Annotated in this window: 23 protein-coding genes and 2 pseudogenes; 11 read left to right on the top strand and 14 right to left on the bottom strand. The window is 71.1% G+C overall.

The window, feature by feature from the left end; genetic code table 11:
• Nucleotides 1–240: 240 nt before the first annotated feature.
• From AB0E24_RS07455 to ssd, 4 genes are read right to left on the bottom strand one after another with little or no spacing between them, the layout of a single operon-like run.
• The gene (locus AB0E24_RS07455; RefSeq protein WP_359375358.1) at nucleotides 241–1,059 is read right to left on the bottom strand and encodes a type II secretion system F family protein; all 819 of its coding nucleotides are present in this window, start codon (nucleotides 1,057–1,059) and stop codon (nucleotides 241–243) included.
• The gene (locus tag AB0E24_RS07450) at nucleotides 1,049–1,984 is read right to left on the bottom strand and encodes a type II secretion system F family protein (protein WP_069860965.1); all 936 of its coding nucleotides are present in this window, start codon (nucleotides 1,982–1,984) and stop codon (nucleotides 1,049–1,051) included. Before AB0E24_RS07450 ends, AB0E24_RS07455 begins: the two co-directional genes overlap by 11 nt.
• Nucleotides 1,981–3,147: a TadA family conjugal transfer-associated ATPase gene (locus AB0E24_RS07445; protein ID WP_079258150.1), complete on the bottom strand. Its 1,167-nt coding sequence runs from the start codon at nucleotides 3,145–3,147 to the stop codon at nucleotides 1,981–1,983. Before AB0E24_RS07445 ends, AB0E24_RS07450 begins: the two co-directional genes overlap by 4 nt.
• The gene (gene ssd / locus AB0E24_RS07440; protein WP_359375355.1) at nucleotides 3,144–4,253 is read right to left on the bottom strand and encodes a septum site-determining protein Ssd; all 1,110 of its coding nucleotides are present in this window, start codon (nucleotides 4,251–4,253) and stop codon (nucleotides 3,144–3,146) included. The genes AB0E24_RS07445 and ssd overlap by 4 nt, the downstream gene beginning before the upstream one ends.
• A gap of 454 nt (nucleotides 4,254–4,707) precedes the next feature.
• Between ssd and AB0E24_RS07435 the strand changes: the two genes are divergently transcribed.
• A complete protein-coding gene (locus AB0E24_RS07435; protein ID WP_359375353.1) occupies nucleotides 4,708–5,544 on the top strand; it encodes an HAD family hydrolase in 837 nt (278 codons plus the stop codon).
• Between the two features lie 404 nt (nucleotides 5,545–5,948).
• On the opposite strand, the gene AB0E24_RS07430 is transcribed toward AB0E24_RS07435, so the two are convergent.
• Nucleotides 5,949–6,776, bottom strand: coding sequence for a Fic family protein (locus AB0E24_RS07430; protein WP_359375351.1), 828 nt, complete (start codon nucleotides 6,774–6,776; stop codon nucleotides 5,949–5,951).
• Nucleotides 6,777–6,878: 102 nt separating this feature from the next.
• Between AB0E24_RS07430 and AB0E24_RS07425 the strand changes: the two genes are divergently transcribed.
• The gene (locus AB0E24_RS07425; protein WP_069860969.1) at nucleotides 6,879–7,883 is read left to right on the top strand and encodes an ATP-binding protein; all 1,005 of its coding nucleotides are present in this window, start codon (nucleotides 6,879–6,881) and stop codon (nucleotides 7,881–7,883) included.
• 178 nt (nucleotides 7,884–8,061) lie between these two features.
• Here AB0E24_RS07425 and AB0E24_RS07420 read toward each other — a convergent pair.
• Nucleotides 8,062–8,265, bottom strand: a pseudogene (locus tag AB0E24_RS07420) (hypothetical protein); the annotation flags it as partial.
• Nucleotides 8,266–8,812: 547 nt separating this feature from the next.
• On the opposite strand from AB0E24_RS07420, the pseudogene AB0E24_RS07415 reads away from it, so the two are divergent.
• The 6 genes and pseudogenes from AB0E24_RS07415 to AB0E24_RS07390 form a co-directional block, all read left to right on the top strand.
• Nucleotides 8,813–9,784, top strand: a pseudogene (locus AB0E24_RS07415) (carbonic anhydrase); the annotation flags it as partial.
• 72 nt (nucleotides 9,785–9,856) lie between these two features.
• A complete protein-coding gene (gene acs, locus AB0E24_RS07410) occupies nucleotides 9,857–11,860 on the top strand; it encodes an acetate--CoA ligase (RefSeq protein ID WP_173963268.1) in 2,004 nt (667 codons plus the stop codon).
• A 317-nt stretch (nucleotides 11,861–12,177) separates the two neighbouring features.
• Complete coding sequence (nhaA, locus tag AB0E24_RS07405) at nucleotides 12,178–13,569, top strand: Na+/H+ antiporter NhaA (protein WP_069860972.1); 1,392 nt, start codon at nucleotides 12,178–12,180, stop codon at nucleotides 13,567–13,569.
• Between the two features lie 116 nt (nucleotides 13,570–13,685).
• Nucleotides 13,686–14,147: a phage holin family protein gene (locus AB0E24_RS07400; protein WP_069860973.1), complete on the top strand. Its 462-nt coding sequence runs from the start codon at nucleotides 13,686–13,688 to the stop codon at nucleotides 14,145–14,147.
• Nucleotides 14,144–15,070 carry an alpha/beta fold hydrolase gene (locus AB0E24_RS07395; RefSeq protein ID WP_079258157.1) on the top strand — a complete coding sequence of 309 codons (927 nt, stop codon included), beginning with the start codon at nucleotides 14,144–14,146 and terminating at the stop codon, nucleotides 15,068–15,070. The genes AB0E24_RS07400 and AB0E24_RS07395 overlap by 4 nt, the downstream gene beginning before the upstream one ends.
• A gap of 143 nt (nucleotides 15,071–15,213) precedes the next feature.
• Nucleotides 15,214–15,417, top strand: coding sequence for a hypothetical protein (locus AB0E24_RS07390; RefSeq protein ID WP_075200444.1), 204 nt, complete (start codon nucleotides 15,214–15,216; stop codon nucleotides 15,415–15,417).
• Between the two features lie 122 nt (nucleotides 15,418–15,539).
• Here AB0E24_RS07390 and AB0E24_RS07385 read toward each other — a convergent pair whose 3' ends face one another.
• From AB0E24_RS07385 to nth, 3 genes are read right to left on the bottom strand one after another with little or no spacing between them, the layout of a single operon-like run.
• Nucleotides 15,540–16,742, bottom strand: a complete 1,203-nt coding sequence (locus AB0E24_RS07385) for a MarP family serine protease (protein ID WP_069860975.1) — start codon at nucleotides 16,740–16,742, stop codon at nucleotides 15,540–15,542.
• Nucleotides 16,743–16,754: 12 nt separating this feature from the next.
• Nucleotides 16,755–17,441 carry an NUDIX hydrolase gene (locus tag AB0E24_RS07380; RefSeq protein ID WP_173963267.1) on the bottom strand — a complete coding sequence of 229 codons (687 nt, stop codon included), beginning with the start codon at nucleotides 17,439–17,441 and terminating at the stop codon, nucleotides 16,755–16,757.
• Nucleotides 17,438–18,283, bottom strand: coding sequence for an endonuclease III (gene nth, locus AB0E24_RS07375; protein WP_359375345.1), 846 nt, complete (start codon nucleotides 18,281–18,283; stop codon nucleotides 17,438–17,440). The genes AB0E24_RS07380 and nth overlap by 4 nt, the downstream gene beginning before the upstream one ends.
• A gap of 248 nt (nucleotides 18,284–18,531) precedes the next feature.
• Here nth and AB0E24_RS07370 point away from each other — a divergent pair, with 248 nt between their 5' ends.
• Entirely contained in the window at nucleotides 18,532–19,206 is a 675-nt protein-coding gene (locus AB0E24_RS07370) for a Crp/Fnr family transcriptional regulator (protein WP_014061749.1), read from the top strand.
• Nucleotides 19,207–19,364: 158 nt separating this feature from the next.
• On the opposite strand, the gene AB0E24_RS07365 is transcribed toward AB0E24_RS07370, so the two are convergent.
• The 4 genes from AB0E24_RS07365 to sp36 all read right to left on the bottom strand — a co-directional run bounded on the left by AB0E24_RS07365 (nucleotide 19,365) and on the right by sp36 (nucleotide 22,113).
• Entirely contained in the window at nucleotides 19,365–20,195 is an 831-nt protein-coding gene (locus AB0E24_RS07365) for an MBL fold metallo-hydrolase (RefSeq protein WP_069860977.1), read from the bottom strand.
• On the bottom strand, nucleotides 20,192–21,253 hold the full coding sequence (locus AB0E24_RS07360) for an NUDIX hydrolase (protein ID WP_359375342.1): 1,062 nt from the start codon (nucleotides 21,251–21,253) through the stop codon (nucleotides 20,192–20,194). The genes AB0E24_RS07365 and AB0E24_RS07360 overlap by 4 nt, the downstream gene beginning before the upstream one ends.
• A 234-nt stretch (nucleotides 21,254–21,487) precedes the next feature.
• Nucleotides 21,488–21,958, bottom strand: coding sequence for a RidA family protein (locus AB0E24_RS07355; RefSeq protein ID WP_069860979.1), 471 nt, complete (start codon nucleotides 21,956–21,958; stop codon nucleotides 21,488–21,490).
• Entirely contained in the window at nucleotides 21,958–22,113 is a 156-nt protein-coding gene (sp36, locus tag AB0E24_RS07350; protein WP_087684235.1) for a Sp36 family protein, read from the bottom strand. Before sp36 ends, AB0E24_RS07355 begins: the two co-directional genes overlap by 1 nt.
• 72 nt (nucleotides 22,114–22,185) lie before the next feature.
• On the opposite strand from sp36, the gene bagA reads away from it, so the two are divergent.
• Nucleotides 22,186–23,163: an ATPase BagA gene (gene bagA, locus AB0E24_RS07345; RefSeq protein WP_069860980.1), complete on the top strand. Its 978-nt coding sequence runs from the start codon at nucleotides 22,186–22,188 to the stop codon at nucleotides 23,161–23,163.
• Between the two features lie 53 nt (nucleotides 23,164–23,216).
• Nucleotides 23,217–24,584: an ATPase BagB gene (bagB, locus tag AB0E24_RS07340; RefSeq protein WP_069861390.1), complete on the top strand. Its 1,368-nt coding sequence runs from the start codon at nucleotides 23,217–23,219 to the stop codon at nucleotides 24,582–24,584.
• A gap of 610 nt (nucleotides 24,585–25,194) precedes the next feature.
• Here the strand turns inward: bagB and AB0E24_RS07335 are convergent.
• Nucleotides 25,195–25,530 (bottom strand): WhiB family transcriptional regulator, encoded by a 336-nt coding sequence (locus AB0E24_RS07335; protein ID WP_069860981.1) that lies wholly within the window; start codon nucleotides 25,528–25,530, stop codon nucleotides 25,195–25,197.
• Between the last annotated feature and the right edge of the window lie 353 nt (nucleotides 25,531–25,883).

Here is a 25,883-nt window from a genome sequence, read left to right as displayed (position 1 = left end):
TCCGCAGTCCTGTCCGCGGTGCCACTGACCGCGGTGTCGTCGTTCGTCGTGCTGTTCCCGTGCCGCTATCGCCCGAGTTGCTGTCGCTCGTTCGGCTGTCGCTCGTACAGCCGTCGTCCGTGCTGCCGCCACCCGTGTCGCCGCCATCCGGGCAGCCGCCACCCGTGCCGCTGTCGTCCGTACAGCCGCCATCCGTGCCTCTGTCGCCCGTGTCACTGTCACTGCTGGTCTCACCAGCGCTCAGGGGCCGTCACCTGCCAGGCCGCGGGCGAGCCCGATCATCACCGGGGCCAGACCGATCAGCAGGAACGCGGGGAGGAAGCAGCCCGCGAGCGGTGCGTTGACCAGCACGCCGGTGCGGTCGGCCCGTCTCATCGCCTCCCGCCCCTGCTCGGCCCGGCATTCGGCCGCCAGCCGGGACACCGGCTCCACCGCCGGGGCGCCCGTCGTCCCGGCGCGTTCCAGAGCGTGCGCCAGCCCCTGCGCTCCGGGCAGCGCCGCGATGCGCCCCCAGGCGTGGGCCGGTTCGCCTCCCAGCCGCAGCTCCGCCGCGGTCTGGGCGAGCCGCTCGCCGACCGGGCCGCCGAGCGAACCTCCCACCGCCTCCGCCGCCTTCCGCGGGCCCGCTCCGGCCGCCAGGCAGGCGGTCAGCAGATCGGCGGCCAGCGGGAGCTGACGGGCGGCGAGGGCCTCCAGGTGCCGGTCACCGCCTGACCGGCCGGGCGTGGCCCGGCGGTGCCGCTGCCACCGCCAGAGGCCGCAGCCAGCGGCGAGCCCCAGCACCCACCCCGGCAGCCCTCCGACGAGGACCACGGCGATCGTCAGGGCACCGCCCGGCGCGGCCCAGGCGGGCAGGGCGCCCGCACCGGCCCCGGCGCGCCACCGCCGCCACGGCCGGGCCCGCTTCGGCCGCCCGTCCTCCGCACCCGGAATCAGCGCCGTCAGCCGTCGTCGGACGCCCCGCTCCCGATGGGCCTCGGCCATCGCCATCGCCGTGCACACGACCGCCGCCAGAACGGACAGCGAAATCCCCAGGCTGTGGACAACTTCAGCGCTCATCGGCCACCGGCCGCCCCGGCTCACGCGCCGCCCGCACCATCCGGCCGGTCCAGACCAGGCCCGCCCACTCCAGCAGGCCGCCCACCAGCAGACAGCTCAGGCCGGCCGGGGTGTGCAGCAGCTCATGCAGCGGATCGGAGCCCAGCAGACCGCCCAGCACCAGCCCGACGGCGGGCAGCACCGCCAGCGCGAGGGCGGTGGCCTTGGCCCCCGCCAGCTTGGCGTCCAGGCTGTCCCCCTGGTCCCGCTCGGCGCGCAGGGCGGCGGCCACCCGATCGAGCCCCGCGGCCAGCCCCGCCCCCTCGTCGACCGCCACCTGCCAGCAGGCCGCGACCCCGGTCAGCCCCTCGGCACCCGGCAGCCGGGCCACCCTCCGCAGCGCGTCCGGCACATCGCCGCCGAACCGCGCAGCGGCCGTCACCAGCCCCCAACGCTCCCTCAGGTGCCCCGGGTCCACCGCCAGCAGTGCCTCGCCGGGATGCCGCCCGGCCCGCAGCTCGCCCGCCACGGTGACACAGAGCTCGATCACCCCGGCGGCACGCCGCACACGGTCCCGCTCACGCCGCCGGGACCGCAGCCACCGGCCGACGGCCGGAGTGGCCAGCACCGCCCCGAGCAGCGGCAGAACCGACGCGCCCAGCAGCGCGAGCACACATCCGACCGGCAGGCACAGCAGCTCACGCCCCATCCGCCCGCCGTACCCGAGCCGCCAGCGCTCCCTCAGCCCGGCGGCCGTCTCGGACAGCCGCCGCACCGGATCGACACCAGCGGACTCGACGGGCTCGACGGGCCCGCCGCCCGCGAACAGCAGCCTGGCCCGGCGCAGCTCCCGGTCCCGCCCGGTGAGCAGCCATACGGCCGCCCCCGCGCACAGCACCGCGGCGCACAGCGCCAGCGCCCCCTGGTCCACTCCAGCGCCCGTCATGCCGCGCCTCCGCCCCGTGCGCACAGCCGCTGGAGCCGGTGCCAGCCCGCCGCCCGTTCGAAGCCCTCCGGGCCCCATACGGCCGCTGGGACGGTCGTGACGAAGCCCGCCCGGTCCCGGTCCAGCACATGCAGCTCGGCGATCCTGCGCCGCCCGCCGCGGTCCCGCACCAGGTGGACTACGACCGACAGCGCCGCCGCCAACTGGCTGTGGAGCGCGGCCCGATCCAGACCGGCGGTCGAGCCGAGCGCCTCCAGCCGCGCGGGTACGTCGGCCGCCGTATTGGCGTGGACGGTCCCGCAGCCGCCCTCGTGGCCGGTGTTCAAGGCCCCCAGGAGATCGGTGACCTCGGCGCCTCTCACCTCCCCGACCACCAGCCGGTCGGGGCGCATCCGCAGCGCCTGCCGCACCAGATCCCGCAGGGTGACCTGGCCCCGGCCCTCCTGGTTGGCGGGGCGGGTCTCCAGCCGGACCACATGCGGGTGGTCGGGCCGCAGCTCGGCCGAGTCCTCGGCGAGGACGATCCGCTCCCGCGGGCCGACCAGCCCCAGCAGGGTGCTCAGCAGCGTGGTCTTGCCCGAGCCCGTGCCGCCACTGATCAGGTATGACAGCCGGGCGTCCAGCATGGCCCGCAGCAGCCGCGCGCCACCCGGCGGCACCGTGCCGGCCGCCTCCAGCTCCGCGAGGGAGAACGCCCGGGGGCGCACCACCCGCAGCGACAGACAGGTCGAGCCGACCGCGACCGGAGGGAGCACCGCATGCAGCCGTGTCCCGTCCGGCAGCCGGGCGTCCACCCACGGCCGGGCGTCGTCCAGCCGCCGCCCGGCCACCGCGGCGAGCCGCTGCGCAAGCCTGCGCACGGCGGCCGCGTCCACGAAGGTGACCGCGGTGCGCTCCAGCCCCGAGCCCCGGTCCACCCATACCTCGTCGGGGGCGGTGACCAGGACGTCCGTGACATCGGGGGCGGCCAGCAGCGGCTCCAGGGGGCCGGTGCCGACCAGTTCGGAACGCAGTGTCTCCACCACCCCGAGCACCTCGGTGTCGCCGAGCAGCCGCCCCTCCTCGCGCAGGGCCGCCGCCACCCGCGCGGGCGTGGGCTCCGCGCCGCTCCCGGCCAGCCGCAGCCGCACCGCGTCCAGGAGATCCGGCGATACGGCGCTCATGCGGTGACACCCCCCTCGTCGGCGAGCGCACGCGCCCAGAACTCGGCGCAGAACCGGCCGAGCGGTCCGCAGGGGCTGCCGCCCGGGGGCTCCCCGCCCTCGAACGCGTCCGCCAGACCGGGCTCCGGCGGCAGCTGACCGGCCAGCGGCAGCCCGAGCAGGTCCGCGATCTCCTCGTCGCCGAGCTCCGGCCCGCACGGGCCCCGCACCACCGCCCGCAGATCGCGCAGCACCATGCCGACGGTGGACGCCACCCGATGGGCGGCGGCGACCGCTCGCAGCTCCGCCGGGACGACCAGCAGCCCGAGGTCGATCTGGGCCAGGGCCTCGGCCGCCGCGTCGTCCACGCGGCGCGGCAGATCCACCACCACGACCCCACCGCGCCGTCTGGCGGCCGCCAGCACCGCCCGCATCGCGGACGCCGGGATGACGACCGAATCGCCGCGGTCCCAGCTGAGCACCCGCAGCGAGTGCAGCTCGGGCAGCGACTCCTCGAGGGCGCTTCCGGCGACCCGCCCCCGCGACTCGGCGAAGGCGGGCCATCTCAGCCCCTGCGCGCCCTCGCCGCCGAGCAGCACATCGAGCCCGCCGCCCAGCGGATCGCCGTCGATCAGCATGGTGCGCCGGCCGGAGCGGGCTGCGGTGACCGCCAGGGCGCAGGCCAGGGTGGAGGCGCCCGCGCCGCCGCGGCCGCCGATGACCCCGATGGTCAGGGCCTGCCGGCCCACGCCCTCGGCGACATCGGCGATCCGGTCCACCAGCCAGGTCTCGGCATCGGGCAGGAACGCCACATTGTCCGCGCCGAGCGCCACCGCCCGCTGCCAGATGCCGTGGTCGTCCAGATCGCGCCCGATGAGGAGCACGCCTTCTCGGCGGGCTCGGTCGCACAGCCGGGCGGCCGAGTCGTCGCCGACCAGAATGAGCGGTGCGGATTCCCAGCTGCCCCGGCGGGTGAGCACGCCATGGGCCACTTCCGGTTCGGCTCCGGCCGCCGCGCACAGCCGCAACAGATCGTCCAGAAGCTCCTCGTCCTCGGTGACGATGAGCGGTCTGCCCCGCTGTCCTTCGGCTGTCGAAGGGCGTTCCGGTGTGATGGATGCAGTCACGATCCCCTCCATAAATCCGTTACGCGCTCTCACTCCCGCGAACAGCGAGTGCGAGCATCGCGGAGAATCACCGTGCTGCGATCCAGAAAATCTTGGGGATCTTGGTCCAAAACTGTGGACAACTCATCAGTTGTGAATATCCCAGTCACCTAAAGCAGTGACTTCCGGAGAGCAGCCTAGCGATTACGCACGGTTACCTCTCAAGCTGTGGAGAGGCGGGGCCACACAGGCCCGAGGGAAGGGAGCAAGATCTCATGAGAACGCTGAAAATGCGTCCGGACATGCGACGACCCCCGCCGGGGGGGAGAGCGGGGGTCGTCCCCACGGCCGACTCGGGGGGGGAGGAGTCGGGCCGGGTTAGCACGGTCGCGAACGATCCGTGACTTCCATGGTGTACCCGAGAGCCTTCTCAGGCAAACCCACGCGCCTCAGCTTACGCCGAATGGTGGGCCCTATGCTCGGCGTCGTGGAAAACCACTCCTCGCCTCGGACAGCTGCCTTCTTTGACCTGGACAAGACGGTCATTGCGAAGTCAAGCGCTCTCACCTTCAGCAAGTCCTTCTACCAGGGTGGTCTGATCAACCGCCGGGCTGTACTGCGTACTGCCTATGCACAGTTTGTCTTCCTCGCGGGCGGCGCCGATCACGAACAGATGGAGCGGATGCGCGAGTACCTCTCCGCGCTCTGTCGAGGATGGAATGTCCAGCAGGTCAAGGAGATCGTCGCGGAGACCCTGCACGACCTCATCGACCCCATCATCTACGACGAGGCCGCCTCGCTCATCGAGGAGCACCACGCCGCCGGCCGCGATGTGGTGATCGTCAGCACCTCCGGCGCCGAGGTGGTCGAGCCGATCGGTGAGCTTCTGGGCGCGGACCGCGTGGTGGCCACCCGACTGGTCGTCGAGAACGGGGTCTTCACGGGAGAGGTGGAGTACTACGCCTATGGCCCGACCAAGGCGGAGGCGATCGCCCAGCTTGCGGAGTCGGAGGGCTACGACTTGTCGCACTGTTACGCCTACAGCGATTCGGTGACCGATCTCCCGATGCTGGAGGCGGTCGGCCACCCCCACACCGTCAACCCGGACCGGGCGCTGCGACGCGAGGCGGCGGCCCGCGGCTGGCCGGTGCTCTCCTTCAACCGCCCGGTACGGCTGAAGCAGCGCAGGCCCTCCCTCTCCATGCCACCCCGACCGGTGCTCGCGGTGGCCGCGGCCGTCGGCGCGGCCGCCGCCACTGCCGGTCTGGTGTGGTACACCAATCGGCGTCGTGCCCTTTATGCCCGCGTTTAGGGGTAACAGCAAAGATCTGTGGTGAGGGGTTCCACTTGACCTCCCGCAGGAGTACAAAGGAATCGAAGGCCCGCGAGACCAGGGGTATCCGGGAGGAAACCCCCAGACGCCAAGGCCCCACGGACCGAGCACAGATGCTGAGCACCCACGCGACGTCGACCCGTCGATTACGGGCCAGCCGCACCAGGTGACGGGCAAGAGTTCCCGACCTGATGGGCGAATAGGATTGCACGCATGGTAACCCGGCAGCTGTGCCAGCGGCGGTACCCACGTGGTACCGCCGCAACTCTTGTCCGGCCCCCCGCCGCTCCCGTCCGGCTTCCCGCTGCTTTCGTCATGCGTCCGGCCGCACTTGTCCGGCGTCCCGCCGCTTTCGTCCGACGTCTGGCCGCATTTGTCCCGCGTCAGGCAGCCCCGCGCTGAAGGGCCTCGCAGACCGCCGTGGACTCCCGCACCCCGAGCTCAACCGCCCGTCCGCAGTGCGCGATCCACACCGCCATCCCCTCCGGCGTCCCGGACGCATAGCCCTCAAGCGCCGCCATATACGGCCCGGCGCCCAGCTCCGCGTACCCCACCTCGGCCGGGCAGATCGACTTGGGATCGAGACCGCTGCCGACCAGCACGATCCGCTCCGCCGCGCGCGCCACCAGACCATTGCGGGAGACAAAGGGCCGCAGGGCGAGCAGTTCGCCGTGCACCACCGCCGCCGTCACCAGCGCCGGAGCCTCGCTGCCCGCGAGCAGCAGCTGGGCCAGCCCTTCGAGTCGTCCCGCCACCTCGTCCGCGTCCGGCAGCGGCAGATCGGACCCGATCAGCGGCTCGTCCACCGGCTCACCCGACTGCCGGGGGCGCCCGACCCGCTCGTCACCCTCCGCCCCGCCCGCCGCGACCAGATGCAGCCGGGCCAGCACCCGCAGCGGCGACTGACGCCAGATGCTCAGCAACTGCCCCGCCTCGGCCGTCAGCCGCAGCGCCGCGCCCACCGTGCGCGGCTCGCCCTCGGCCCCGAAGTCGGTGCGGCGGCGCACCTCTTCCAGCGCCCAGTCCGCACCGGCCAGCGCGGCGGAGCCCCGCGCCCCGCGCAACGCCGCCTCGGAGGTGACCTCATTGCTGCGGCGGCGCATCACCCGGTGCCCGTAGACCCGGTCCACGGCGGTCCGTACGGCGTTCACGGACTCGGTCACACCGGGCAGCGCGGCCAGGGCGGCGAGCGGATCAGCTGTCGTACTCATGAGTACGACACTACGCACCCCGCACCGGGCGCCCCTCGTTGGAGTGGTGTTCTTCACGTAAATCCCTCATGGTCCGGGATCACTCACCTACGCTAGGTGAACATGAAGATCGCTTTCGTAGGCAAGGGTGGAAGCGGCAAGACCACGCTGTCGTCGCTGTTCATCCGCCATCTCGCCGCCGCCCACGCCCCTGTCGTCGCCGTCGACGCCGATATCAATCAGCATCTGGGTGTGGCGCTCGGACTCGACGAGGCGGAGGCCGCCGCACTGCCCGCCATGGGCGCCCATCTCCCCCTGATCAAGGACTACTTGCGGGGTACGAACCCTCGCATCGCCTCGACCGAGACCATGATCAAGACCACTCCGCCGGGTGAGGGGTCGCGACTGCTGCGGATCGGCGAGGACAACCCCGTCTACCAGGCATGCGCCCGCGACCTGCCGCTCGGCGACGGGTCGGTGCGGCTGATGGCGACCGGCCCCTTCACCGAATCCGACCTCGGTGTCGCCTGCTACCACTCCAAGGTCGGCGCGATCGAGCTGTGTCTGAACCATCTTGTCGACGGGCGCGACGAGTTCATCGTGGTCGACATGACGGCGGGCAGCGACTCCTTCGCCTCCGGCCTCTTCACCCGCTTCGACATGACGTTCCTGGTGGCCGAGCCCACGCGTAAGGGTGTCTCCGTCTACCGCCAGTACAAGGAGTACGCCCGCGACTTCGATGTGGCGCTCCGGGTGGTCGGCAACAAGGTGCAGGGCCCGGACGACCTGGACTTCCTCCGCGCCGAGGTGGGCGATGACCTCCTGGTCGCGTTCGGCCACTCCGATTGGGTCCGGTCGATGGAGAAGGGCCGTGCGCCTGGGTTCGAGGAGTTGGAGGAGACGAACCGCGGCGCGCTGCGAACGCTGCACGAAGCGGTGGACGCCTCGTACGAGCGGCGCGATTGGCAGCGATACACCCGTCAGATGGTGCACTTCCATCTGAAGAACGCGCAGAGCTGGGGGAACGCCAAGACGGGTGCCGATCTGGCCGCCCAGGTGGACCCCGCCTTCGCACTACGGGAGTTCGCGCCGGAGGAGGGCTCGGCGACTACTCCCGCTCCCGCTTAGCCGTATGCGTGGGTGCTCGGGCGTCCGGGGAACGGCCGACTCCGCGGCCGGATAGCGCTTCCAGCGGCCGCCCGACGGCCGCATCCCGACGTCCAGCACCCGCAGCTTCTCCAGAACGAGGGGGTTCTGCACGTCCGGCCAGTCGACCAGCTGCCTGAAGGAGACGCAGCGCACACCCTTGACCGGCGCCGTCCCAGGAGAAGACGACGAACTGCGGTGGTTTCTCTCCCGGTTCGAGCCGCTCGGCCGTCGGCCGATGGGGCTGGGGACCGGTGTCGGAGGTCGATCCATCGCCGATGAGGCGTACCGCCTTCAGGGCCTTGTCCGGATGATTCGGGGCTCCCGGACCCTGCCGCGGCGGCGACATGCCTTCTGGCCCCATACCGCCACCTCGCCCCTCGTGTCGTGCGGTGCCCCGGTAGATCCGGCCGGGTGAGAGCCAACCTCGCATGAGCCGCCAAGGCCGAGGAAAGACAGACGATGAAAAGTCATTTTGAATGACTATTCACCCTATAGGGGGAATAGCAGCTCACTTCACCTTAAAAGACTTCCCAGCGACTTTACTCAGCATTACGATTCATTTACCAACACTTGAGAGTCAGGACCGCAGTACGCCGTGACCCACGGCCGCGCTCATATCCGCGACCGAAGCCCCGGAGGAGACGGGAATGTTGAAACTCTTGGACCGGATCCGCCAGGTCTCCCGCCTCAGACCCGGAGACCTCTCCGCCCCGGCCGTCCTCTTCCTGTTCGCCATTCCTCTCTCACTGGGTATCGCCTCCACCTCACTGGGCGTCGCATCGACCGGCGGCAGCTCGCTCCAGGCCGGGCTCATGGCCACCGTCACGGTCCTCGCGGTCGCCTTCCTCACCGTGCTCCGCCGGCTCTCGGGCCCCGGTCGGGCCGCGGCCGATGGATTGACGGCCGATGGACGAGTAACAGCCGATGGACGAGCGGCGCGGCGGATCGCGGAGGCGGGCGGCGGCCGGGCCTGCCGGCCGTGGATGCCCTGGCGTGATCACCACTGCACCCGCCCCGCCCCGGCGGCCGCGGGCGTCGGGGCGGGCGCCGATGCCGGCGGGCACGCGGGCGGTCAGCTGCTCGGCGGGGTGAGCGCGTTCCAGCGCCATACGGCGCCGGTGGTCCGCGATGAGCTGGCCCGGCTGGCACGGGAGGGGCAGCGGCCCGGCCAGCTGTTCCTCACCTGCGCCGACTCCCGCCTGGTCACCAGCATGATCACCTCAAGCGGCCCAGGCGATCTGTTCACCGTGCGCAATGTGGGCAATCTGGTGCCGCCACCGGGCACCGATGGCTCCTGCGACTCGGTGGGCGCGGCCATCGAGTACGCGGTGGAGGTGCTGAAGGTCAGCAGCATCACGGTGTGCGGCCACTCCGGATGCGGTGCGATGCAGGCACTGCTCGACTCATCGGCACCGGTCAGGGGGCCGTCCCAGCCCGGGGCGTCCACCCGCCGGGAGCGGACGCCGCTGGAGCGCTGGTTGCGGCACGGCAGACCGGCGCTGGCGCGCATGGAGCGGATCGGTCGGCTGGGGCGCGGCGAGGTCGCCCTGTCGAGCCGGGCGGTGGCCGACGATGCGGAGCGGCTGGCGCTGGTCAATGTGAGACAGCAGCTCGACCATCTGATGGAGCACGCCTGTGTGGCCCGGCGAGTGGCCGAGGGCGGGCTGGCGCTACATGGGATGTACTTCCATGTGGCGGAGGCCCAGGCATATGTCCTGGACGCGGGTTCGGGGCGATTCCTGCCCATTCGCCCGGACCACGGCCCGCCCGTACCCGTCTGCCTCGCCACCGCGGCCCCCGCTCGGGCCGGAAGCGGCGACTCCGGCATCACGGAGCGAGGTGGCGACCCGCTCCAGGGCGCCTTCGAGCCGGGGCGGTGATCTACACTACAACAGGTCTAAACCAATTTTCGACGACAACCCTTGTCAGGGTGTGCCATTGGCTGATGAGCTATGGCGTGGGACACAACGGACACCCTGGGAATGGGAGATGTCGTGAGTAACGAGAGCCTGGCCAACCTTCTTCGGGAGGAGCGTCGCTTCGCGCCGCCCACCGAGCTGACCGCCAACGCCAATGTCACAGCCGAGGCGTATGAGCGGGCGAAGGCTGACCGCCTGGGCTTCTGGGCCGAGCAGGCCCGTCGGCTGTCCTGGGCGACCCCGCCGACCGAGACACTCGACTGGTCGAACCCGCCGTTCGCGAAGTGGTTCGCCGACGGCAAGCTCAATGTGGCGTACAACTGCGTCGACCGGCATGTCGAGAACGGTCTGGGCGACCGGGTGGCGCTCCACTTCGAGGGCGAGCCCGGCGACACCCGCTCCCTCACCTACGCCGAGCTCCAGCGCGAGGTCTCCCAGGCGGCCCATGCGCTGACCGAGTTGGGGGTCCGGTCGGGCGACCGGGTCGCCATCTATATGCCGATGATCCCGGAGACCGCGGTCGCGATGCTGGCCTGCGCCCGTATCGGCGCCCCGCATTCGGTGGTCTTCGGCGGCTTCTCGGCCGACGCCCTCGCCACCCGTATCCAGGACGCCGACGCCCGCGTCGTGATCACCTCGGACGGCGGCTACCGCCGCGGCAAGGCATCCGCGCTCAAGCCCGCCGTCGACGAGGCGCTCACCCGGCCCGGCACCGAGAATGTGCGCAGTGTGCTGGTCGTCCGCCGCACCGGCCAGGAGGTGGACTGGCACGAGGGCCGCGACGTCTGGTGGCACGAGATCGTGGAGCGCCAGCCGGAGCAGCACACCCCCGAGGCGTTCGACGCCGAGCACCCGCTGTTCATCCTCTACACCTCGGGTACGACGGGTAAGCCCAAGGGCATCCTGCACACCTCCGGCGGCTATCTCACCCAGGTCTCCTACACCCACCACGCGGTCTTCGACCTCAAGCCGGAGACCGATGTCTTCTGGTGCACGGCGGACGTCGGCTGGGTCACCGGCCACTCGTACATCGTCTACGGCCCGCTCTCCAACGGCGCCACCGAGGTGCTCTACGAGGGCACCCCGGACACCCCGCACCAGGGCCGCTGGTGGGAGATCGTCCAGAAGTACGGCGTCACCATCCTGTACACCGCCCCGACCGCGATCCGCGCCTGCATGAAGTGGGGCGACGACATCCCGGCCAAGTTCGACCTCTCCTCGCTGCGCGTCCTCGGCTCCGTCGGCGAGCCCATCAACCCCGAGGCATGGATCTGGTACCGCAAGCACATCGGCGCCGACACCACGCCCGTCGTCGACACCTGGTGGCAGACCGAGACCGGCGGCATCATGATCAGCCCGCTGCCGGGCGTCACCGCGACCAAGCCCGGTTCGGCCCAGGTCCCGCTGCCGGGCATCGCCGCCACCGTCGTGGACGACGAGGCCAATGAGGTACCGAACGGCCATGGCGGCTATCTGGTGCTCACCGAGCCGTGGCCGTCGATGCTCCGCACCATCTGGGGCGACGACCAGCGCTACCTGGACACCTACTGGTCCCGCTTCGACAAGCGCTACTTCGCGGGCGACGGCGCCAAGAAGGACGACGACGGCGACATCTGGCTGCTCGGCCGGGTCGACGATGTGATGCTGGTGTCCGGCCACAACATCTCCACGACCGAGGTCGAATCGGCGCTCGTCTCGCACCCCAAGGTCGCCGAGGCGGCGGTCGTCGGCGCCACCGACCCGCAGACCACCCAGGCCATCTGCGCCTTCGTGATCCTTCGCGGCAGCGCGGCCGAGGACGATGGGCTGGTCGAGGAGTTGCGGGCGCATGTCGCCAAGCACCTCGGCCCGATCGCCAAGCCCAAGCGGATCCTGCCGGTGGCCGAGCTGCCCAAGACCCGCTCCGGCAAGATCATGCGCCGCCTGCTGCGCGATGTCGCCGAGAACCGGGCGCTGGGCGATGTCACCACGCTCACCGACTCCTCCGTCATGGACCTGATCCAGAGCAAGCTGCCCTCCGCCGCCAGCGAGGACTGACCGCACCGCCGCGGATTCGGCACGACAGAGCCGCGGATTCGGCACGAGATGAGCTTCGGCACCCCATGAGTGAGGGGCGCTCCCGCCCGGCGGGGGCGCCCCTCACTCGTTCCCGGGGTTCCCCGCCCCGCCCCCACCGCCACGCCCCCAGCCCCGCCTCACACGTTCCGGGCCCCGCTCATCCCCCACCCCTCGCTCCCTGCCGGGGCAGGTGGCTGTCGCGCAAAAATTGCGACAAGATGAGGGCAGGAGCGCCGGGAAGTCTGGTCGGCATACGCCATACGTGTATCCGCACCCGACACCCAGGAGGCCCGCCCGTGGCCGCGCCCACCAGCCGTAAGTTCCTCGGACGCCCGTCGCTGCCCGAGCGGACGTTCGTCATCGACGCGCTGCGCACCGAGACCGTCGGCGGTGTACTCCTCCTCGTAGCCGCCATCGTGGCGCTGATCCTCGCCAACACCCCGCTCAGCGGCGTCTACGGCGACATCAGGGACTTTTCCTTCGGCCCCCAGGCGCTGCATCTGCATCTCTCGGTCGCCTCCTGGGCCACCGACGGTCTGCTGACGATCTTCTTCTTCGTGGCCGGTATCGAGCTGAAGCGCGAACTGGTCGCGGGCGAGTTGCGCGACCCCAGGACGGCCGCACTGCCCGTGATCGCCGCCGTCTGCGGTATGGCCGTGCCCGCGCTCGTCTATGTCACCGTCAGCGCGAGCGGCGGCGGCAGTCTCAAGGGCTGGGCCGTGCCGACCGCCACCGATATCGCCTTCGCGCTCGCCGTCCTCGCCGTGATCGGCACCGCACTGCCCGCCGCGCTGCGCGCCTTCCTGCTCACCCTCGCGGTCGTCGACGACCTCGGCGCCATCCTGATCATCGCGATCTTCTTCACCCAGCACATCAACCTCATCGCCCTGGGCCTGTCCCTCGCCGCGCTCGCCCTCTTCTGGCTGCTGCACCACAAGGGAGTCCGGACGGCCTGGATCTATCTCCCGCTCGCCGTGGTGACCTGGGCGCTGATGCACGCCAGCGGTGTGCATGCCACCATCTCCGGCGTCGCGATGGGCCTGATGCTGCGCTGCACCGTACGGGACGGCGAGGAGCGCTCCCCCGCCGAGCGCATCGAGCACCGGATGCGCCCGGTGTCGGCGGGCGTGGCGGTGCCGCTGTTCGCCCTGTTCGCGGCCGGGGTGCCGCTCTCCGGCGACGCCGTGGCGGATGTCTTCACCCGTCCGGAGACCCTCGGCGTCGCCCTGGGCCTCGTCGTGGGCAAGGCCATCGGCGTCTTCGGCGGCTCCTGGTGCGCCGCCCGTTTCACCAGGGCCGAGCTGAACGAGGATCTCGCCTGGGCCGATGTCTTCGCCGTGGCCACCCTCGCCGGAATCGGCTTCACCGTCTCCCTCCTCATCGGCGAACTCGCCTTCCCCGGCGATCCCACGCTCGCCGGGGAGATCAAGGCGGCGGTCCTCATCGGCTCGCTGACCGCCGCCCTGTTCGCCGGGGTCCTCCTCAAACTGCGCAACACCAAGTACCAGCGGCTGTGTCAGGAGGAGGAGCGGGACGAGGACATGGACGGCATCCCTGACGTCTATGAGCTGGACAGCCCCGAATACCACCTGCGGATGGCCGCCATTCACGAGGCAAAGGCCGCCGAGCACCGACGGCTTGCCGAAGTGGCCGCCGCGAACGACTCCGGCGACGATGGTCCGGCATGATCTGAGAGGCTTGACGCCCGTAGAAATGCGCAGAAGACGTAGCAAGCGCAGACGACGTACCGCGCGCGAACGACGCAGCACGAGCGTAAGACGCACAAGAGCAGAGGGAGATGGCGATGAGCGCAGCCGACCACGGCGGCAACCGCAGCCTCGGCCAGCTGGTGACGACGGCGACCACCGAGCTGTCGGCGCTGATGCACGACGAGATCGCGCTGGCCAAGGCGGAGTTCCGGGTGGGGGCCAAGAAGGCCGCGGTCGGCAGCGGCGCGGGGGTGGCGGCCGGGGTGCTGCTGCTGTTCTCGCTGCCGGTGCTGAGTTTCGCCCTCGCCTACGGCATGCGGTCCTGGACCGGACTCGGCCTCGCCTGGTGCTTTCTGATCGTGGGCGGTATCTACTGGCTGTTCGCCGGGATCCTGGGTCTGCTGGCGCTGCTGAAGTTCAAGAAGGTCAAGGCGCCGAAGCGGTCGATCGCCTCGTCCAAGGAGACGGCCGCCGTACTGGGGAGCGTCAAACCGCATCCGCGTGCCGAGAGCAATGGCGGACGCCCCGCGCGGGATGTGACACGCTCGTCAGCATGACGGCCCCTGATACCGCCGCGTCGGTCGTACGGCTCGACGGCCCCTGGACCCACCGGGATGTCGCGGCCAACGGCGCGCGCTTCCACATCGCCGAGCTGGGTGACGGCCCGCTGGTGCTGCTGTTGCACGGCTTTCCGCAGTTCTGGTGGACCTGGCGGCACCAATTGCCCGCGCTCGCCGACGCCGGCTACCGCGCGGTCGCGATGGATCTGCGCGGAGTGGGCGGCAGCGACCGTACGCCCCGGGGCTACGACCCGGCCAACCTTGCCCTCGACATCACCGGTGTGATCCGCTCGCTGGGTGAGCCCGACGCCGCGCTCGTCGGCCATGACCTGGGCGGATATCTGGCGTGGACGGCCGCGGTGATGCGGCCCAAGCTGGTACGGCGGCTCGCGGTGGCCTCGATGCCGCATCCCCGCCGCTGGCGCTCGTCGATGCTGGCGGACGTCAAGCAGAGCACGGCCAGTTCCCATATCTGGGGGTTCCAGCGGCCCTGGCTGCCCGAGCGCCAGTTGGTCGCGGACGACGCGGCGTCCGTGGGGCGGCTGATCCGCGACTGGTCCGGACCGCGGCTGCCCGAGGACGAGGCGGTGGAGGTCTACCGGCGGGCGATGTGCATCCCCTCGACCGCGCACTGCTCGATCGAGCCGTACCGCTGGATGGTGCGGTCGCTGGCACGGCCGGACGGTTTCCAGTTCAACCGTCGGATGAAGCGGCCGGTGCGGGTGCCGACCCTGCATCTGCACGGATCACTCGACCCGGTGATGCGCACCCGCAGCGCGGCGGGCTCCGGGGAGTATGTCGAGGCCCCCTACCGCTGGCGGCTTTTCGACGGGCTCGGCCACTTCCCGCACGAGGAGGACCCCCGGGCCTTCACCTCTGAGCTGATCAACTGGCTGAAGGACCCCGAACCCGACCGCTGAGCGTCATTTACCGTACGCATTTCGACCACGTCACCACGGGCGTGCGAACATCTGTTTTTCGAACAGCCAATTGCCTCGAGCATAGGCCAATTGCCGCAGCCAGCGGCGATTACGGACCTTGGGTCAGGGGCACACACCGAGGTATGGGCTGGACGCACGACTACCGTGACGCACCAAACAGCCGCGGCCCCGAGGCCGCCGCTACCGCCAATGCCGCGCTGAGTGTTTCCGAGCGGGGCGGCTCCGGGCCTACCCAAGGCCATGACCCGAACATCGGGATTCCCCGCATCATCCGCCGCCGGGCCCGGTGGGTCTCGGCGCGACTGCGCCATCCACGCAGCCGATAGCAGCACTCCGGCGCGGCCCGGGGCACCGGCGACACCGGAAACCCCTGGTATCACGCTCGGTATAGCACCGGCATCACCCGGCTCCGGAGAGCACCACTCCGCTCTCGAGGGCTTCACCGGGATCAGAGGGCACACCCCTGGCTGTCCACCGGCTGATCGGCCGTACGACCCTTCTGGATGTCCTCGCTCACCTCGTCCGCCGTCAGCGCATACCCGGTGTCGGCGTCGTCGAGGGACTTGGCGAACACCACGCCGTACACCCGCCCCTGCGGGGTGAGCAGCGGACCGCCGGAGTTGCCCTGCCGCACCGTGGCGTACAGCGAGTACACATCACGGTGCACGGTGGAGCGGCGGTAGATGTCGGGGCCGTTGGCCTCGATACGGCCGCGGACACGGGCGGCGCGCACATCGAAGGCGCCGTTCTCCGGGAAGCCGGCGACGATCGCGCCGTCACCGGTGCGCGCGTCGTCCTGGGCGAACTGAAGCGCCGGGGCTTGCAGCGAGGGCACATCGAGGACCGCGATATCGCGCTTCCAGTCGTAGAGCACGACCTTGGCGTCGTAGAGCCGGCCCTCGCCGCCTATCTGTACGGTCGGGTCGCTGACACCGCCGACGACATGGGCGTTGGTCATGACCCGGTTCGGTGCGAAGACGAAGCCGCTGCCCTCGAGGACCTTGCCGCAGCTGGGGGCGGTACCGACGACCTTGACGATGCTCTCCTGCGCCCGCGTGGCCACCGGGGACTGGGCGAGCGCGGGGTCGGGCTGCGGTACCGAGGTGATCGGCTCGTTGGCGAACGGCGAGAAGACCTGCGGGAAGCCGTTCTGCGCGAGCACGGACGAGAAGTCGGTGAACCAGGTGTTCGCCTCGTCCGGGACGACGCGCGAGACCCCGAGCAGCACCTTGGAGTCACGGACCTCCCGGCCCAGGGTGGGGAGCGAGGTCTGGGCCACCAGCGAGCCGATCAGCCAGGCCACCAGCAGCATCGCCAGGACGTTCACCAGCGCGCCGCCGGTCGCGTCCAGGGCGCGCGCCGGTGACCAGGTGATATACCGCCGCAGCTTGTTCCCCAGGTGAGTGGTGGCGGCCTGGCCCACCGAGGCACACACGATCACCAAGGCGATCGCCACCACCGCGCCGACGGTGCCGGGAGAGGTCTTGTCGTCGGTGGTGCCGTCCCATATGAGCGGCAGCAGATAGACCGCGATCAATCCACCTCCTATGAACCCCGTCACCGACAGCACGCCGACGACGAAACCCTGGCGGTAGCCGACGACCGCGAACCAAACGGCAGCGAGCAGCAACAGGATGTCCAGCACATTCACCGGAACACCGTCTCACGCGCGCCAGTCGAGTGGGACGTGCTTCGCGCGGTCCCAGGGCCGCTCCCACCCCGCGTAATGCAGGATGCGATCGATCACTCCGGCGGTGAAACCCCAGACCAGAGCGGATCCCACCAGGAAGGCGGGTCCCCGGTGGCCGCTGGGATGAACGGTTGTGGCCCGATTGGCCGGATCCGTGAGATCCGCCACGGGAACCGTGAAGACCCGGGCCGTCTCGGCCGGGTCCACCGCCCCGACCGGGGTGGGCCGGTGCCACCAGCCGAGCACCGGGGTGACGACGAAACCGCTCACCGGGATGTAGAGCCTCGGCAGCACCGCGAAGACCTGGACCCCCGACGGGTCGAGCCCCGTCTCCTCCTCCGCCTCGCGCAGCGCGGCGCGCAGCGGGCCGTCCTCGTCGGGATCGCCGTCCTCCGGGTCGAGGGCGCCACCGGGGAAGGAGGGCTGACCGGCGTGCGAGCGCAGCGAGCCGGAGCGCTCCATCAGCAGCAGCTCGGGGCCCCGGGGGCCCTCGCCGAAGAGGACCAGCACCGCGGAGGGGCGGCCTCCGCCCTGCTCGGGCGGTAGAAAACGGCTCAGCTGGCGCGGCTCGATCGTCTCGGCCAGCCGCGCCACCGGCAGCAGCCACTCGGGCAGCCCCTGGGCGCTGATCTCCACATCCCCGCCGTACGTGCTCGTCACTCGGCGGCTCCCAGGGGGGCGGCGGGACGGCCGGGGTAGTCGGACGGCGGGCGCAGGCGCTGGCCCGGCTGGCCGCCCATCTCGTACTTCAGCAGCTTCTTCGCCTTGTCCGGATCGGTCTCGCCCTCCCCGTACGCCGGGCAGAGGGGAGCGATCGGGCAGGCGCCGCACGCGGGCTTGCGGGCGTGGCAGACGCGGCGGCCGTGGAAGATGATGAGGTGCGAGAGCATCGTCCACTCGCTCTTGGGAAAGAGCGCGGCGATCTCCGCCTCGACCTTCTCGGGGTCCTCCTGGGCGGTCCACTTCCAGCGCCGCACCAGCCGGCCGAAGTGGGTGTCCACGGTCAGACCGGGCACTCCGAAGGCATTGCCGAGCACCACATTGGCCGTCTTACGGCCGACACCGGGCAGTGTGACCAGGTCCTCGAGCCGGCCCGGGACCTCGCCGCCGAAGCGGTCGCGAAGGGCGGCGGACAGGCCCAGCAGCGATTTGGCCTTGGCGCGGAAGAAGCCGGTGGGCCGGATCAGCTGCTCCAGGACCTCCGGATCGGCGGCGGCCATGTCCTCGGGCGTCGGATAGGCGGCGAAGAGCGCGGGCGTGGTCTGGTTGACCCGCAGATCGGTGGTCTGGGCGGACAGGACCGTGGCCACCAGCAGCTGGAACGAGTTCTCGAAATCCAGCTCGGGATGGGCGTACGGATACACCTCGGCGAGCTCGCGGTTGATGCGGCGGGCGCGGCGGACGAGGGCGAGTCGGGACTCGGGGCGGGCACCTTTCGAGCCCTTGACCGATTTATGCGGTTTCGCTACTTCTGTCGACTCGGCGGACTCTTGTTCGCCCACAGCGGAATTACGAGGTGCGGTCACTCGTCCGGCCCCCTTGCCCTGTGCTCTCACCGGCCTATTGGACACCCGGCCAGCCTAAGCCCACCCACTGACATCCGGCCCGGCCACCGCGAAGAGGCCCCGAATCGGACCCCTGCCGCACAGCTCGGCAGGCCAGTGCGTCAAACTTGTGATTGATCGCACTGTTTTACCGTCCGGCATCATGGGGACGTCGGTCCCCTGTGCATGTCGACAAGGAGAGACTCGTGGACGACGTTCTGCGGCGCGCCCCGCTCTTCGCGGCGCTCGATGACGAGCAGGCCGCTGAGCTGCGCGCCTCCATGGGAGAGGTCACCCTCGCGCGGGGTGACGCGCTCTTCCACGAAGGGGATCCCGGCGATCGCCTGTACGTGGTCACCGAGGGCAAGGTGAAGCTCCACCGCACCTCTCCCGACGGCCGCGAGAACATGCTGGCCGTGCTCGGCCCCGGCGAGCTGATCGGCGAGCTCTCGCTCTTCGACCCCGGCCCGCGCACCGCCACCGCCACCGCCCTCACCGAAGTCAAGCTGCTCGGCCTCGGCCACGGCGATCTACAGCCGTGGCTGAACGCCCGGCCCGAGGTCGCCTCCGCGCTGCTGCGCGCGGTCGCCCGGCGTCTGCGCAAGACCAACGACCAGATGTCCGACCTGGTCTTCTCCGACGTTCCGGGCCGTGTCGCCAGGGCCCTGCTGGACCTGTCGCGCCGCTTCGGCGTGCAGTCGGAGGAAGGCATCCACGTCGTCCACGACCTGACCCAGGAGGAGCTGGCCCAGCTGGTCGGCGCCTCCCGCGAGACCGTCAACAAGGCGCTCGCCGACTTCGCGGGCCGCGGCTGGCTGCGGCTGGAGGCGCGCGCGGTGATCCTGCTGGACGTCGAGCGGCTGGCAAAGCGCTCCCGCTGACGCCGGAACGTACACACCGTAAGGGCTTCGCCGGGACTCCGGTGGGGCCCTTACGGCGTGCCGGACGGGGCAACCCCACGGGCTGCGGACCAATATGTCCTCGCCATATGTCCTCGCCATATGTCCTCGCCTCGCCCAGGCTCCGGGACGGGCCGGTCTCAGATCAGCCCGTGCTCACGCAGATAGTCCAGCTGGGCCCGGACCGACAGCTCCGCCGCCGGCCACAGGGACCGGTCCACGTCCGCGTACACATGCGCCACGACCTCCGCGGGCGACCGGTAGCCGTCCTCGACCGCCGTCTCCACCTGCGCGAGCCGGTTGGCGCGATGCGCGAGGTAGTACTCCACGGCGCCCCGGGCGTCGTTCAGCACCGGCCCATGGCCCGGCAGGACGGTGTCCACCCCGTCGTCCACCGTCAGCGAGCGCAGCCGCCGCAGTGAGTCCAGATAGTCGCCGAGCCGTCCGTCCGGATGCGCGACGACGGTCGTGCCCCGCCCGAGCACCGTGTCCCCCGTAAGGACCGCGCCATCGGCCGGGAGGTGGAAGGACAGCGAGTCGGCGGTGTGGCCGGGCGTGGACACCACCCGCAGTTCCAGACCGCCGGTGGTTATGACGTCCCCCAGCTCCAGCCCCTCGTCGCCCAGCCGCAACGCCGGATCCAGCGCCCTTACCGACGTCCTGGTGAGCTCGGCGAAGCGCGCCGCGCCCTCCGCGTGGTCCGGGTGGCCATGGGTGAGCAGCGTCAGCGCGACCCGCCTGCCCGCCCGTTCGGCGGTCGCGATGACCTCCTTGAGGTGCGCGTCGTCCAGCGGCCCGGGGTCGATGACGACGGCGAGGTCGGAGTCGGGCTCGGCGACGATCCAGGTGTTGGTGCCGTCCAGCGTCATAAGCGAGGCGTTCGGCGCCAGGACGCAGACGGCCCGGTCGGTGGCCGGGCCGCCGATGGTGCCCCCACGCGGCTGGCCGGGCAGTGCGGATGCGTAGGTCATGCGGAAGGTCCCCCCGTGGCTCCCGGGATGTGCTTGGTGAACTCATCATGGCCCGGCCAGCTCAGCACCAGCCCCCCGTTCTCCATCCGCGCCCGGGCCAGGACGGGCGTCATGTCCTGGTCCGCCGCCGCGGCCAGCGCCTCGGCGACCGAGCCGAAGGCCGCGAGCTGGCGCAGCGTCGCGATCGTGGGCGGCATCATCAGCAGCTCGCCCTGGTCGTAGCCGTCGGCCGCGTCCCCCGGACGGATCCAGACGGTCCGGTCCGCTTCCGTGGAGGCGTTACGGGTGCGCTGCCCGCGCGGCAGCGCGGCCACGAAGAACCAGGTGTCGTAGCGGCGGGGTTCGAACTCCGGGGTGATCCAGCGCGCCCAGCAGCCGAGCAGATCCGAGCGGAGCACGAGCCCCCGGCGGTCCAGGAACTCGGCGAAGGACAGATCCCGGGCGACCAGCGCCGCGCGGTCCGCCTCCCAGTCGTCCCCCGTCGTGTCCGCGACCACGGTGTGCGGTGTCGGGCCCGCGAGCAGCACGCCCGCCTCCTCGAACGTCTCCCGGACCGCCGCGCACACGATGGCCTGCGCCCGCGTCGCCTCGCTCGGGTCCAGGCCCAGCCGCCCCGCCCACTGCGCCCGCGAGGGACCGGCCCAGGTGACCATCCGCTCGTCGCGCGGGTCCACGGAACCGCCCGGATAGGCGTACGCGCCTCCGGCGAAGGCCATGGAGGCGCGTCTGCGCAGCATGTAGACGGCGGGCCCGCCGGGCCCTCGTGCCGTGTCCCGTAGGCCCTCTGGGGGCCCTTCAGGGCTTTCCGGGGCCTGCGCGGACTCCGGCGCCGCGCCGAGCTCCCGCGGCTTCTCCGGTGTGTGCTCCCCGTCTTGTGCGTCCTGTGTGTCCTGCGGTGCGCCCTGCCCGTCCGTTGCGTCCGGTCCGCCCGGCCCGTCCCGCAGCAGCAGCACGGTGGCGGCCCGGCGCGGTGTCACCGGTGTGAGCTCACCGGTCGACAAGAGGCGGATCCGCTCTGGCCACTCGGGTGGATACCACTGGCCATTCGTAGTGGACATGGGCGGATGCTATGCGCTGACGCGCTGATGTTCGAGTGGCACCGGCGGCGGCACGCCGGGGCCGGGCCGCGTACCGGCCGTCACACCGGGCCGCGCCCGCCGCCGTGTCCGCTTCCGCGCCCGCCCACCGCTTCCGCGCCCGCGCGCACCCACCGGTTCCGCGTCCGCGCCCGCCCACCGGCCCGCTCGTGGGCCCGCCGGCGGGCCCGGCCGGGCCACCCACGGGACCGCTCGCTAGTCCGCGACCTCGACCTGGATCTCGACCTCGACCGGCGCGTCCAGCGGCAGCACCGCCACGCCCACCGCGCTGCGCGCGTGCACGCCCGCGTCGCCCAGGGCCTCGCCCAGCAGCTCGCTCGCGCCGTTGACGACACCCGGCTGGCCGGTGAAGTCCGGCGCCGAGGCGACGAAGCCGACGACCTTCACGACCCGCACGATCCGGTCCAGGTCGCCGACGACCGACTTCACGGCGGCCAGCGCGTTCAGCGCGCAGATGCGCGCCAGCTCCTTGGCCTCCTCGGGGGTCACCTCAGCGCCGACCTTGCCGGTCACGCCCAGCTTCCCCTCGACCAGCGGCAGCTGGCCCGAGGTGTAGACGTACGGGCCGGTGCCGACCGCGGGTACGTACGAGGCCAGCGGCGCCGCGACCTCGGGCAGCTTCAGGCCGAGCCCGGCGAGCCTGCCCTCGACCGTGCCGCTCCCCATCAGCCCTTCTCCCGCTTCAGATAGGCCACCAGCTGCTCCTGGTTCGGCCCGGGGACCACCTGGACCAGCTCCCAGCCATCCTCGCCCCAGGTGTCCAGAATCTGCTTCGTGGCGTGTACCAGCAGCGGTACGGTCGCGTATTCCCACTTGGTCATGGGGCCGACTGTAATGCCTCTCCGCCGGGCCCTGGTGCGTAGGGCGAGGGGCGACTGGTTAGGCTCCCCACTGTGAGCAGGCTCCATGTCGTCAGTGGCAAGGGCGGAACCGGCAAGACCACGGTCGCCGCCGCACTCGCGCTGGCCCTCGCGGCCGATGGCAGGCGCACCCTGCTGGTCGAAGTCGAAGGCCGTCAGGGCATCGCACAGCTCTTCGAGACGGAGCCGCTGCCCTACGAGGAGCGAAAGATCGCCACCGCACCGGGCGGCGGGGAGGTGCACGCTCTGGCGATCGACCCGGAGTTCGCACTTCTGGACTATCTCCATATGTTCTACAAGCTGGGCTCGGCCGGACGTGCCCTCAAGAAGCTCGGCGCGATCGACTTCGCGACCACCATCGCCCCGGGGCTGCGGGACGTCCTGCTGACCGGCAAGGCGTGCGAGGCGGTGCGCCGTAAGGGCAAGGACGGCCGCTTCGTCTACGACTCCGTGGTCATGGACGCGCCGCCCACCGGCCGCATCACCCGCTTCCTGAACGTCAACGACGAGGTGGCGGGGCTGGCCAGGACCGGTCCGATACACAACCAGGCACAGGCCGTGATGCGCGTCCTGAAGTCGCCTCAGACGGCGGTCCACATGGTGACCCTGCTGGAGGAGATGCCGGTCCAGGAGACCGCGGACGGCATCGCCGAGCTGCGCGCCGACGGCCTTCCGACGGGCGGCGTCATCATCAACATGGTGCGGCCCGCGATCCTCGACCACGAGGCCGTCGAGGTCGCCGCCAACGGGCAGCGCGCGGCCGTCGCCAAGGCGCTCTCCCAGGCGGGCCTGGGCGGTGCGCGCCGCGGCGGCCTGGCCGAGCGGCTGGTCGACCCGCTGCTCGAGCAGGCCCGCGAGCACGCCGAGCGGGTGGCGCTGGAGCGGGCTCAGCGCGCCGAGCTGACGGGCCTGGGCCTGCCGCTGCACGAGTTGGAGCTGCTCACGGACGGCATCGACCTGGCCGGGCTGTACCGGCTTGCCACGGACCTGCGCAAGCAGTGGCCGGCGTGAGCGGCGCCCGCCGTAAGGGCGCCACGGACGAGGAGTCGTACGCAGGAGGCGGCATGAGCATGGACGTGGCACCCCGGCTGGACATCGACGTCCTGCTGGACGACCCGGAGACCCGCATCGTGGTGTGCTGCGGCTCCGGCGGCGTCGGCAAGACCACCACCGCCGCCGCCCTGGGCGTACGGGCCGCCGAGCGCGGCCGTAAGGTCGTCGTCCTCACCATCGACCCGGCCCGTCGGCTCGCACAGTCCATGGGCATCGACGCGCTGGACAACATCCCGCGCCGGGTGGAGGGCATCGGCGGCGACGGCGGCGAACTGCACGCCATGATGCTGGACATGAAGCGGACGTTCGACGAGTTCGTCGAGGCGCACGCCGACCCCGAGCGCGCCCGGGCGATCCTCGCGAACCCCTTCTACCAGTCGCTCTCGGCCGGTTTCGCGGGCACGCAGGAGTACATGGCCATGGAGAAGCTCGGCCAGCTCCGGGCCCGCGACGAATGGGACCTGATCATCGTCGACACCCCGCCCAGCCGGTCGGCGCTGGACTTCCTGGACGCGCCGAAACGTCTCGGCTCCTTCCTGGACGGGAAGTTCATCAAGGTCCTGATGGCGCCGGCGAAGGTGGGCGGCAGGGCGGGGATGAAGTTCCTGAACGTGGGCGTGTCGATGATGACGGGCACGGTCAGCAAGGTGCTCGGCGGGCAGCTGATGCGCGACGTTCAGACGTTTGCTGCCGCGATGGACACCATGTTCGGCGGATTCCGCACTCGCGCCGAGGCCACCTACCGGCTACTACAGGCCCCCGGTACCGCCTTCCTCGTGGTGGCCGCACCCGAACGGGACGCCCTGCGGGAGGCCGCGTACTTCGTCGAACGCCTGGCCGCGGACCAGATGCCGCTGGCCGGACTGGTGCTGAACCGGGTGCACGGCAGCGGGGCCGAACAGCTGTCGGCGGAACGGGCGCTGGCCGCCGCGGAGATCTTGTCCCTGGCGATCGATCCGGCGGATCCGGACGATGCTCCCGCGAACGCCGACGATCCTCCCGCGAACGACGCGGAGGGAAGCGATCCGGCCAAGAACCGCCCCGGGACAGAAAATCTTGCCGACTGCGGATTTGTCGATCCCCCCTCAGGGAATGCTCAAGCGCGGAACCCCTCGGCAGCGGACCCCGACGTCTCCCCCACGTCGGCGGACACGTCGGCGGAGCGGCTCGCCGCAGGACTGCTTCGGCTGCACGCGGAGCGTATGCAGGTGCTCGGACGCGAGCAGCGCACACACGACCGCTTCACGGCGCTCCACCCCGAGGTTCCGGTGGCCCAAGTGGCCGCACTCCCTGGCGACGTACACGACTTGGCAGGACTGCGGGCGATCGGAGAACGCCTCGCGGTCCCTCTGGAACGGACCAAGCGCGCGGCGGGCTGAGTCGGTGCCCGCGCCCGCCCTGGCGGACGGCCGCGCGCGCATGGAGGAGACGCACGGCACAGCACGACGAACGCATGCATACGCACATAACGAACAGTGGTGGCACCGGCGGTATCCCCGGTACGCCTGACCGCACCCGGTGACGGTCGCCGAGGCGGACCACAGGCGCGCAGGCGCCCGCAGTGGACCCTGGCGTCTACGGCCGCCGCCCAGCAGTGCTGCGGGCAAGCAGCAGACACCGATGGCGTAGACGGCGGGTCAACCCTCGGCCCGCACGGCCCCGTTGGACCACGTCACACGCGGCATCGTCAGGCCGTGTCACACGCGCCCAGACCAGGCCGTATGACATGCGCCCAGACCAAGCTGCGTCACGCACCCGCGCCCAAGCCGTGTCACGCACCCCAGGCCGTGCCACCCGTCCCACGGCCGACCGCGACTCTGGCCGCGGCCGCGCTCGGAGGCGTGCGCGTACCCATGCCCGCCCCTGACGAGGCGCGCCCGTACTCGCACCCCCGCTCGCGCCGATGACGAGAGGTGGGTGAGGTGATGATGAGGCGAGACGCTCACACCGGCAGGTCGTCAGCCGACCGCAGGCGAGCCGCCGTCCGGTCTACCCGACCGCGGCGAAGCGCTCGTACTCCTCGTCGTCGAACGGCAGAATCCCCGCACTGCGCTCGTACTCGATACGCGCGGTCTCCAGGAGCCTGCGCCAGGAGGTCACCGTTGGCCGGCGGCGCAGCAGTGCTCGCCGCTCGCGCTCGGTCATCCCTCCCCACACACCGAACTCCACGCGGTTGTCCAAGGCATCCGCAAGGCACTCGGTGCGCACCGGGCATCCGGTGCAGACCGCTTTGGCCCTGTTCTGTGCCGCGCCCTGGACGAACAGTTCATCTGGATCAGTAGTGCGGCAGGCGGCCTGCGCACTCCAGTCGGTTACCCAGCCCATGCTGGCGCCGTCCTCTCCCGAATCGGAGCTCCCCCACGGCGACAAACGGCATATTCACCGTCGCCAGTTGAGGACGTTACGGAAGCGAGACAAGGCGCAACACCCCCTGCGGGCCCAATCTTGGATGGTCCGAACGGACTATGGGTACGCGGCAGATCACCCAACGGAGTGAGCTGACGACATTTGCGATTACTAGTGCAAATCAGGGCAGTTCACCCGCCGAACAGCGGGCACCTCAGGACAGGGGCCGCAATCCGGACAGGTCTCATCACTCACTTGAGTGGTGGTGGAGGTGTGGCTCAGCCACTCACCTGTGGCTGGCGTGAAACAGCGTATGCGAACACCCGGTCCCC

It is taken from the genome of Streptomyces malaysiensis subsp. malaysiensis (assembly GCF_040653035.1).
GTDB lineage: Bacteria > Actinomycetota > Actinomycetes > Streptomycetales > Streptomycetaceae > Streptomyces > Streptomyces malaysiensis.
The sequence above is the reverse complement of the archived record's forward strand: the minus strand, read 5'-3'. Positions and strand labels throughout refer to the sequence as shown.

Coding starts and splice junctions, on each gene's coding strand:
- AB0E24_RS07425 (WP_069860969.1), top strand. CDS start 6,879: ATGAAGATCGCTTTCGTAGGCAAGGGTGGAAGCGGCAAGACCACGCTG.
- AB0E24_RS07455 (WP_359375358.1), bottom strand. CDS start 1,059: ATGAGCGCTGAAGTTGTCCACAGCCTGGGGATTTCGCTGTCCGTTCTG.
- AB0E24_RS07360 (WP_359375342.1), bottom strand. CDS start 21,253: ATGTCCACTACGAATGGCCAGTGGTATCCACCCGAGTGGCCAGAGCGG.
- AB0E24_RS07335 (WP_069860981.1), bottom strand. CDS start 25,530: ATGGGCTGGGTAACCGACTGGAGTGCGCAGGCCGCCTGCCGCACTACT.
- AB0E24_RS07450 (WP_069860965.1), bottom strand. CDS start 1,984: ATGACGGGCGCTGGAGTGGACCAGGGGGCGCTGGCGCTGTGCGCCGCG.
- AB0E24_RS07390 (WP_075200444.1), top strand. CDS start 15,214: ATGGGCTGGACGCACGACTACCGTGACGCACCAAACAGCCGCGGCCCC.
- AB0E24_RS07365 (WP_069860977.1), bottom strand. CDS start 20,195: ATGACCTACGCATCCGCACTGCCCGGCCAGCCGCGTGGGGGCACCATC.
- bagB (WP_069861390.1), top strand. CDS start 23,217: ATGAGCATGGACGTGGCACCCCGGCTGGACATCGACGTCCTGCTGGAC.
- AB0E24_RS07355 (WP_069860979.1), bottom strand. CDS start 21,958: ATGGGGAGCGGCACGGTCGAGGGCAGGCTCGCCGGGCTCGGCCTGAAG.
- AB0E24_RS07435 (WP_359375353.1), top strand. CDS start 4,708: ATGCTCGGCGTCGTGGAAAACCACTCCTCGCCTCGGACAGCTGCCTTC.
- acs (WP_173963268.1), top strand. CDS start 9,857: ATGGCGTGGGACACAACGGACACCCTGGGAATGGGAGATGTCGTGAGT.
- AB0E24_RS07400 (WP_069860973.1), top strand. CDS start 13,686: ATGAGCGCAGCCGACCACGGCGGCAACCGCAGCCTCGGCCAGCTGGTG.
- AB0E24_RS07445 (WP_079258150.1), bottom strand. CDS start 3,147: ATGAGCGCCGTATCGCCGGATCTCCTGGACGCGGTGCGGCTGCGGCTG.
- sp36 (WP_087684235.1), bottom strand. CDS start 22,113: ATGACCAAGTGGGAATACGCGACCGTACCGCTGCTGGTACACGCCACG.
- AB0E24_RS07430 (WP_359375351.1), bottom strand. CDS start 6,776: ATGAGTACGACAGCTGATCCGCTCGCCGCCCTGGCCGCGCTGCCCGGT.
- AB0E24_RS07395 (WP_079258157.1), top strand. CDS start 14,144: ATGACGGCCCCTGATACCGCCGCGTCGGTCGTACGGCTCGACGGCCCC.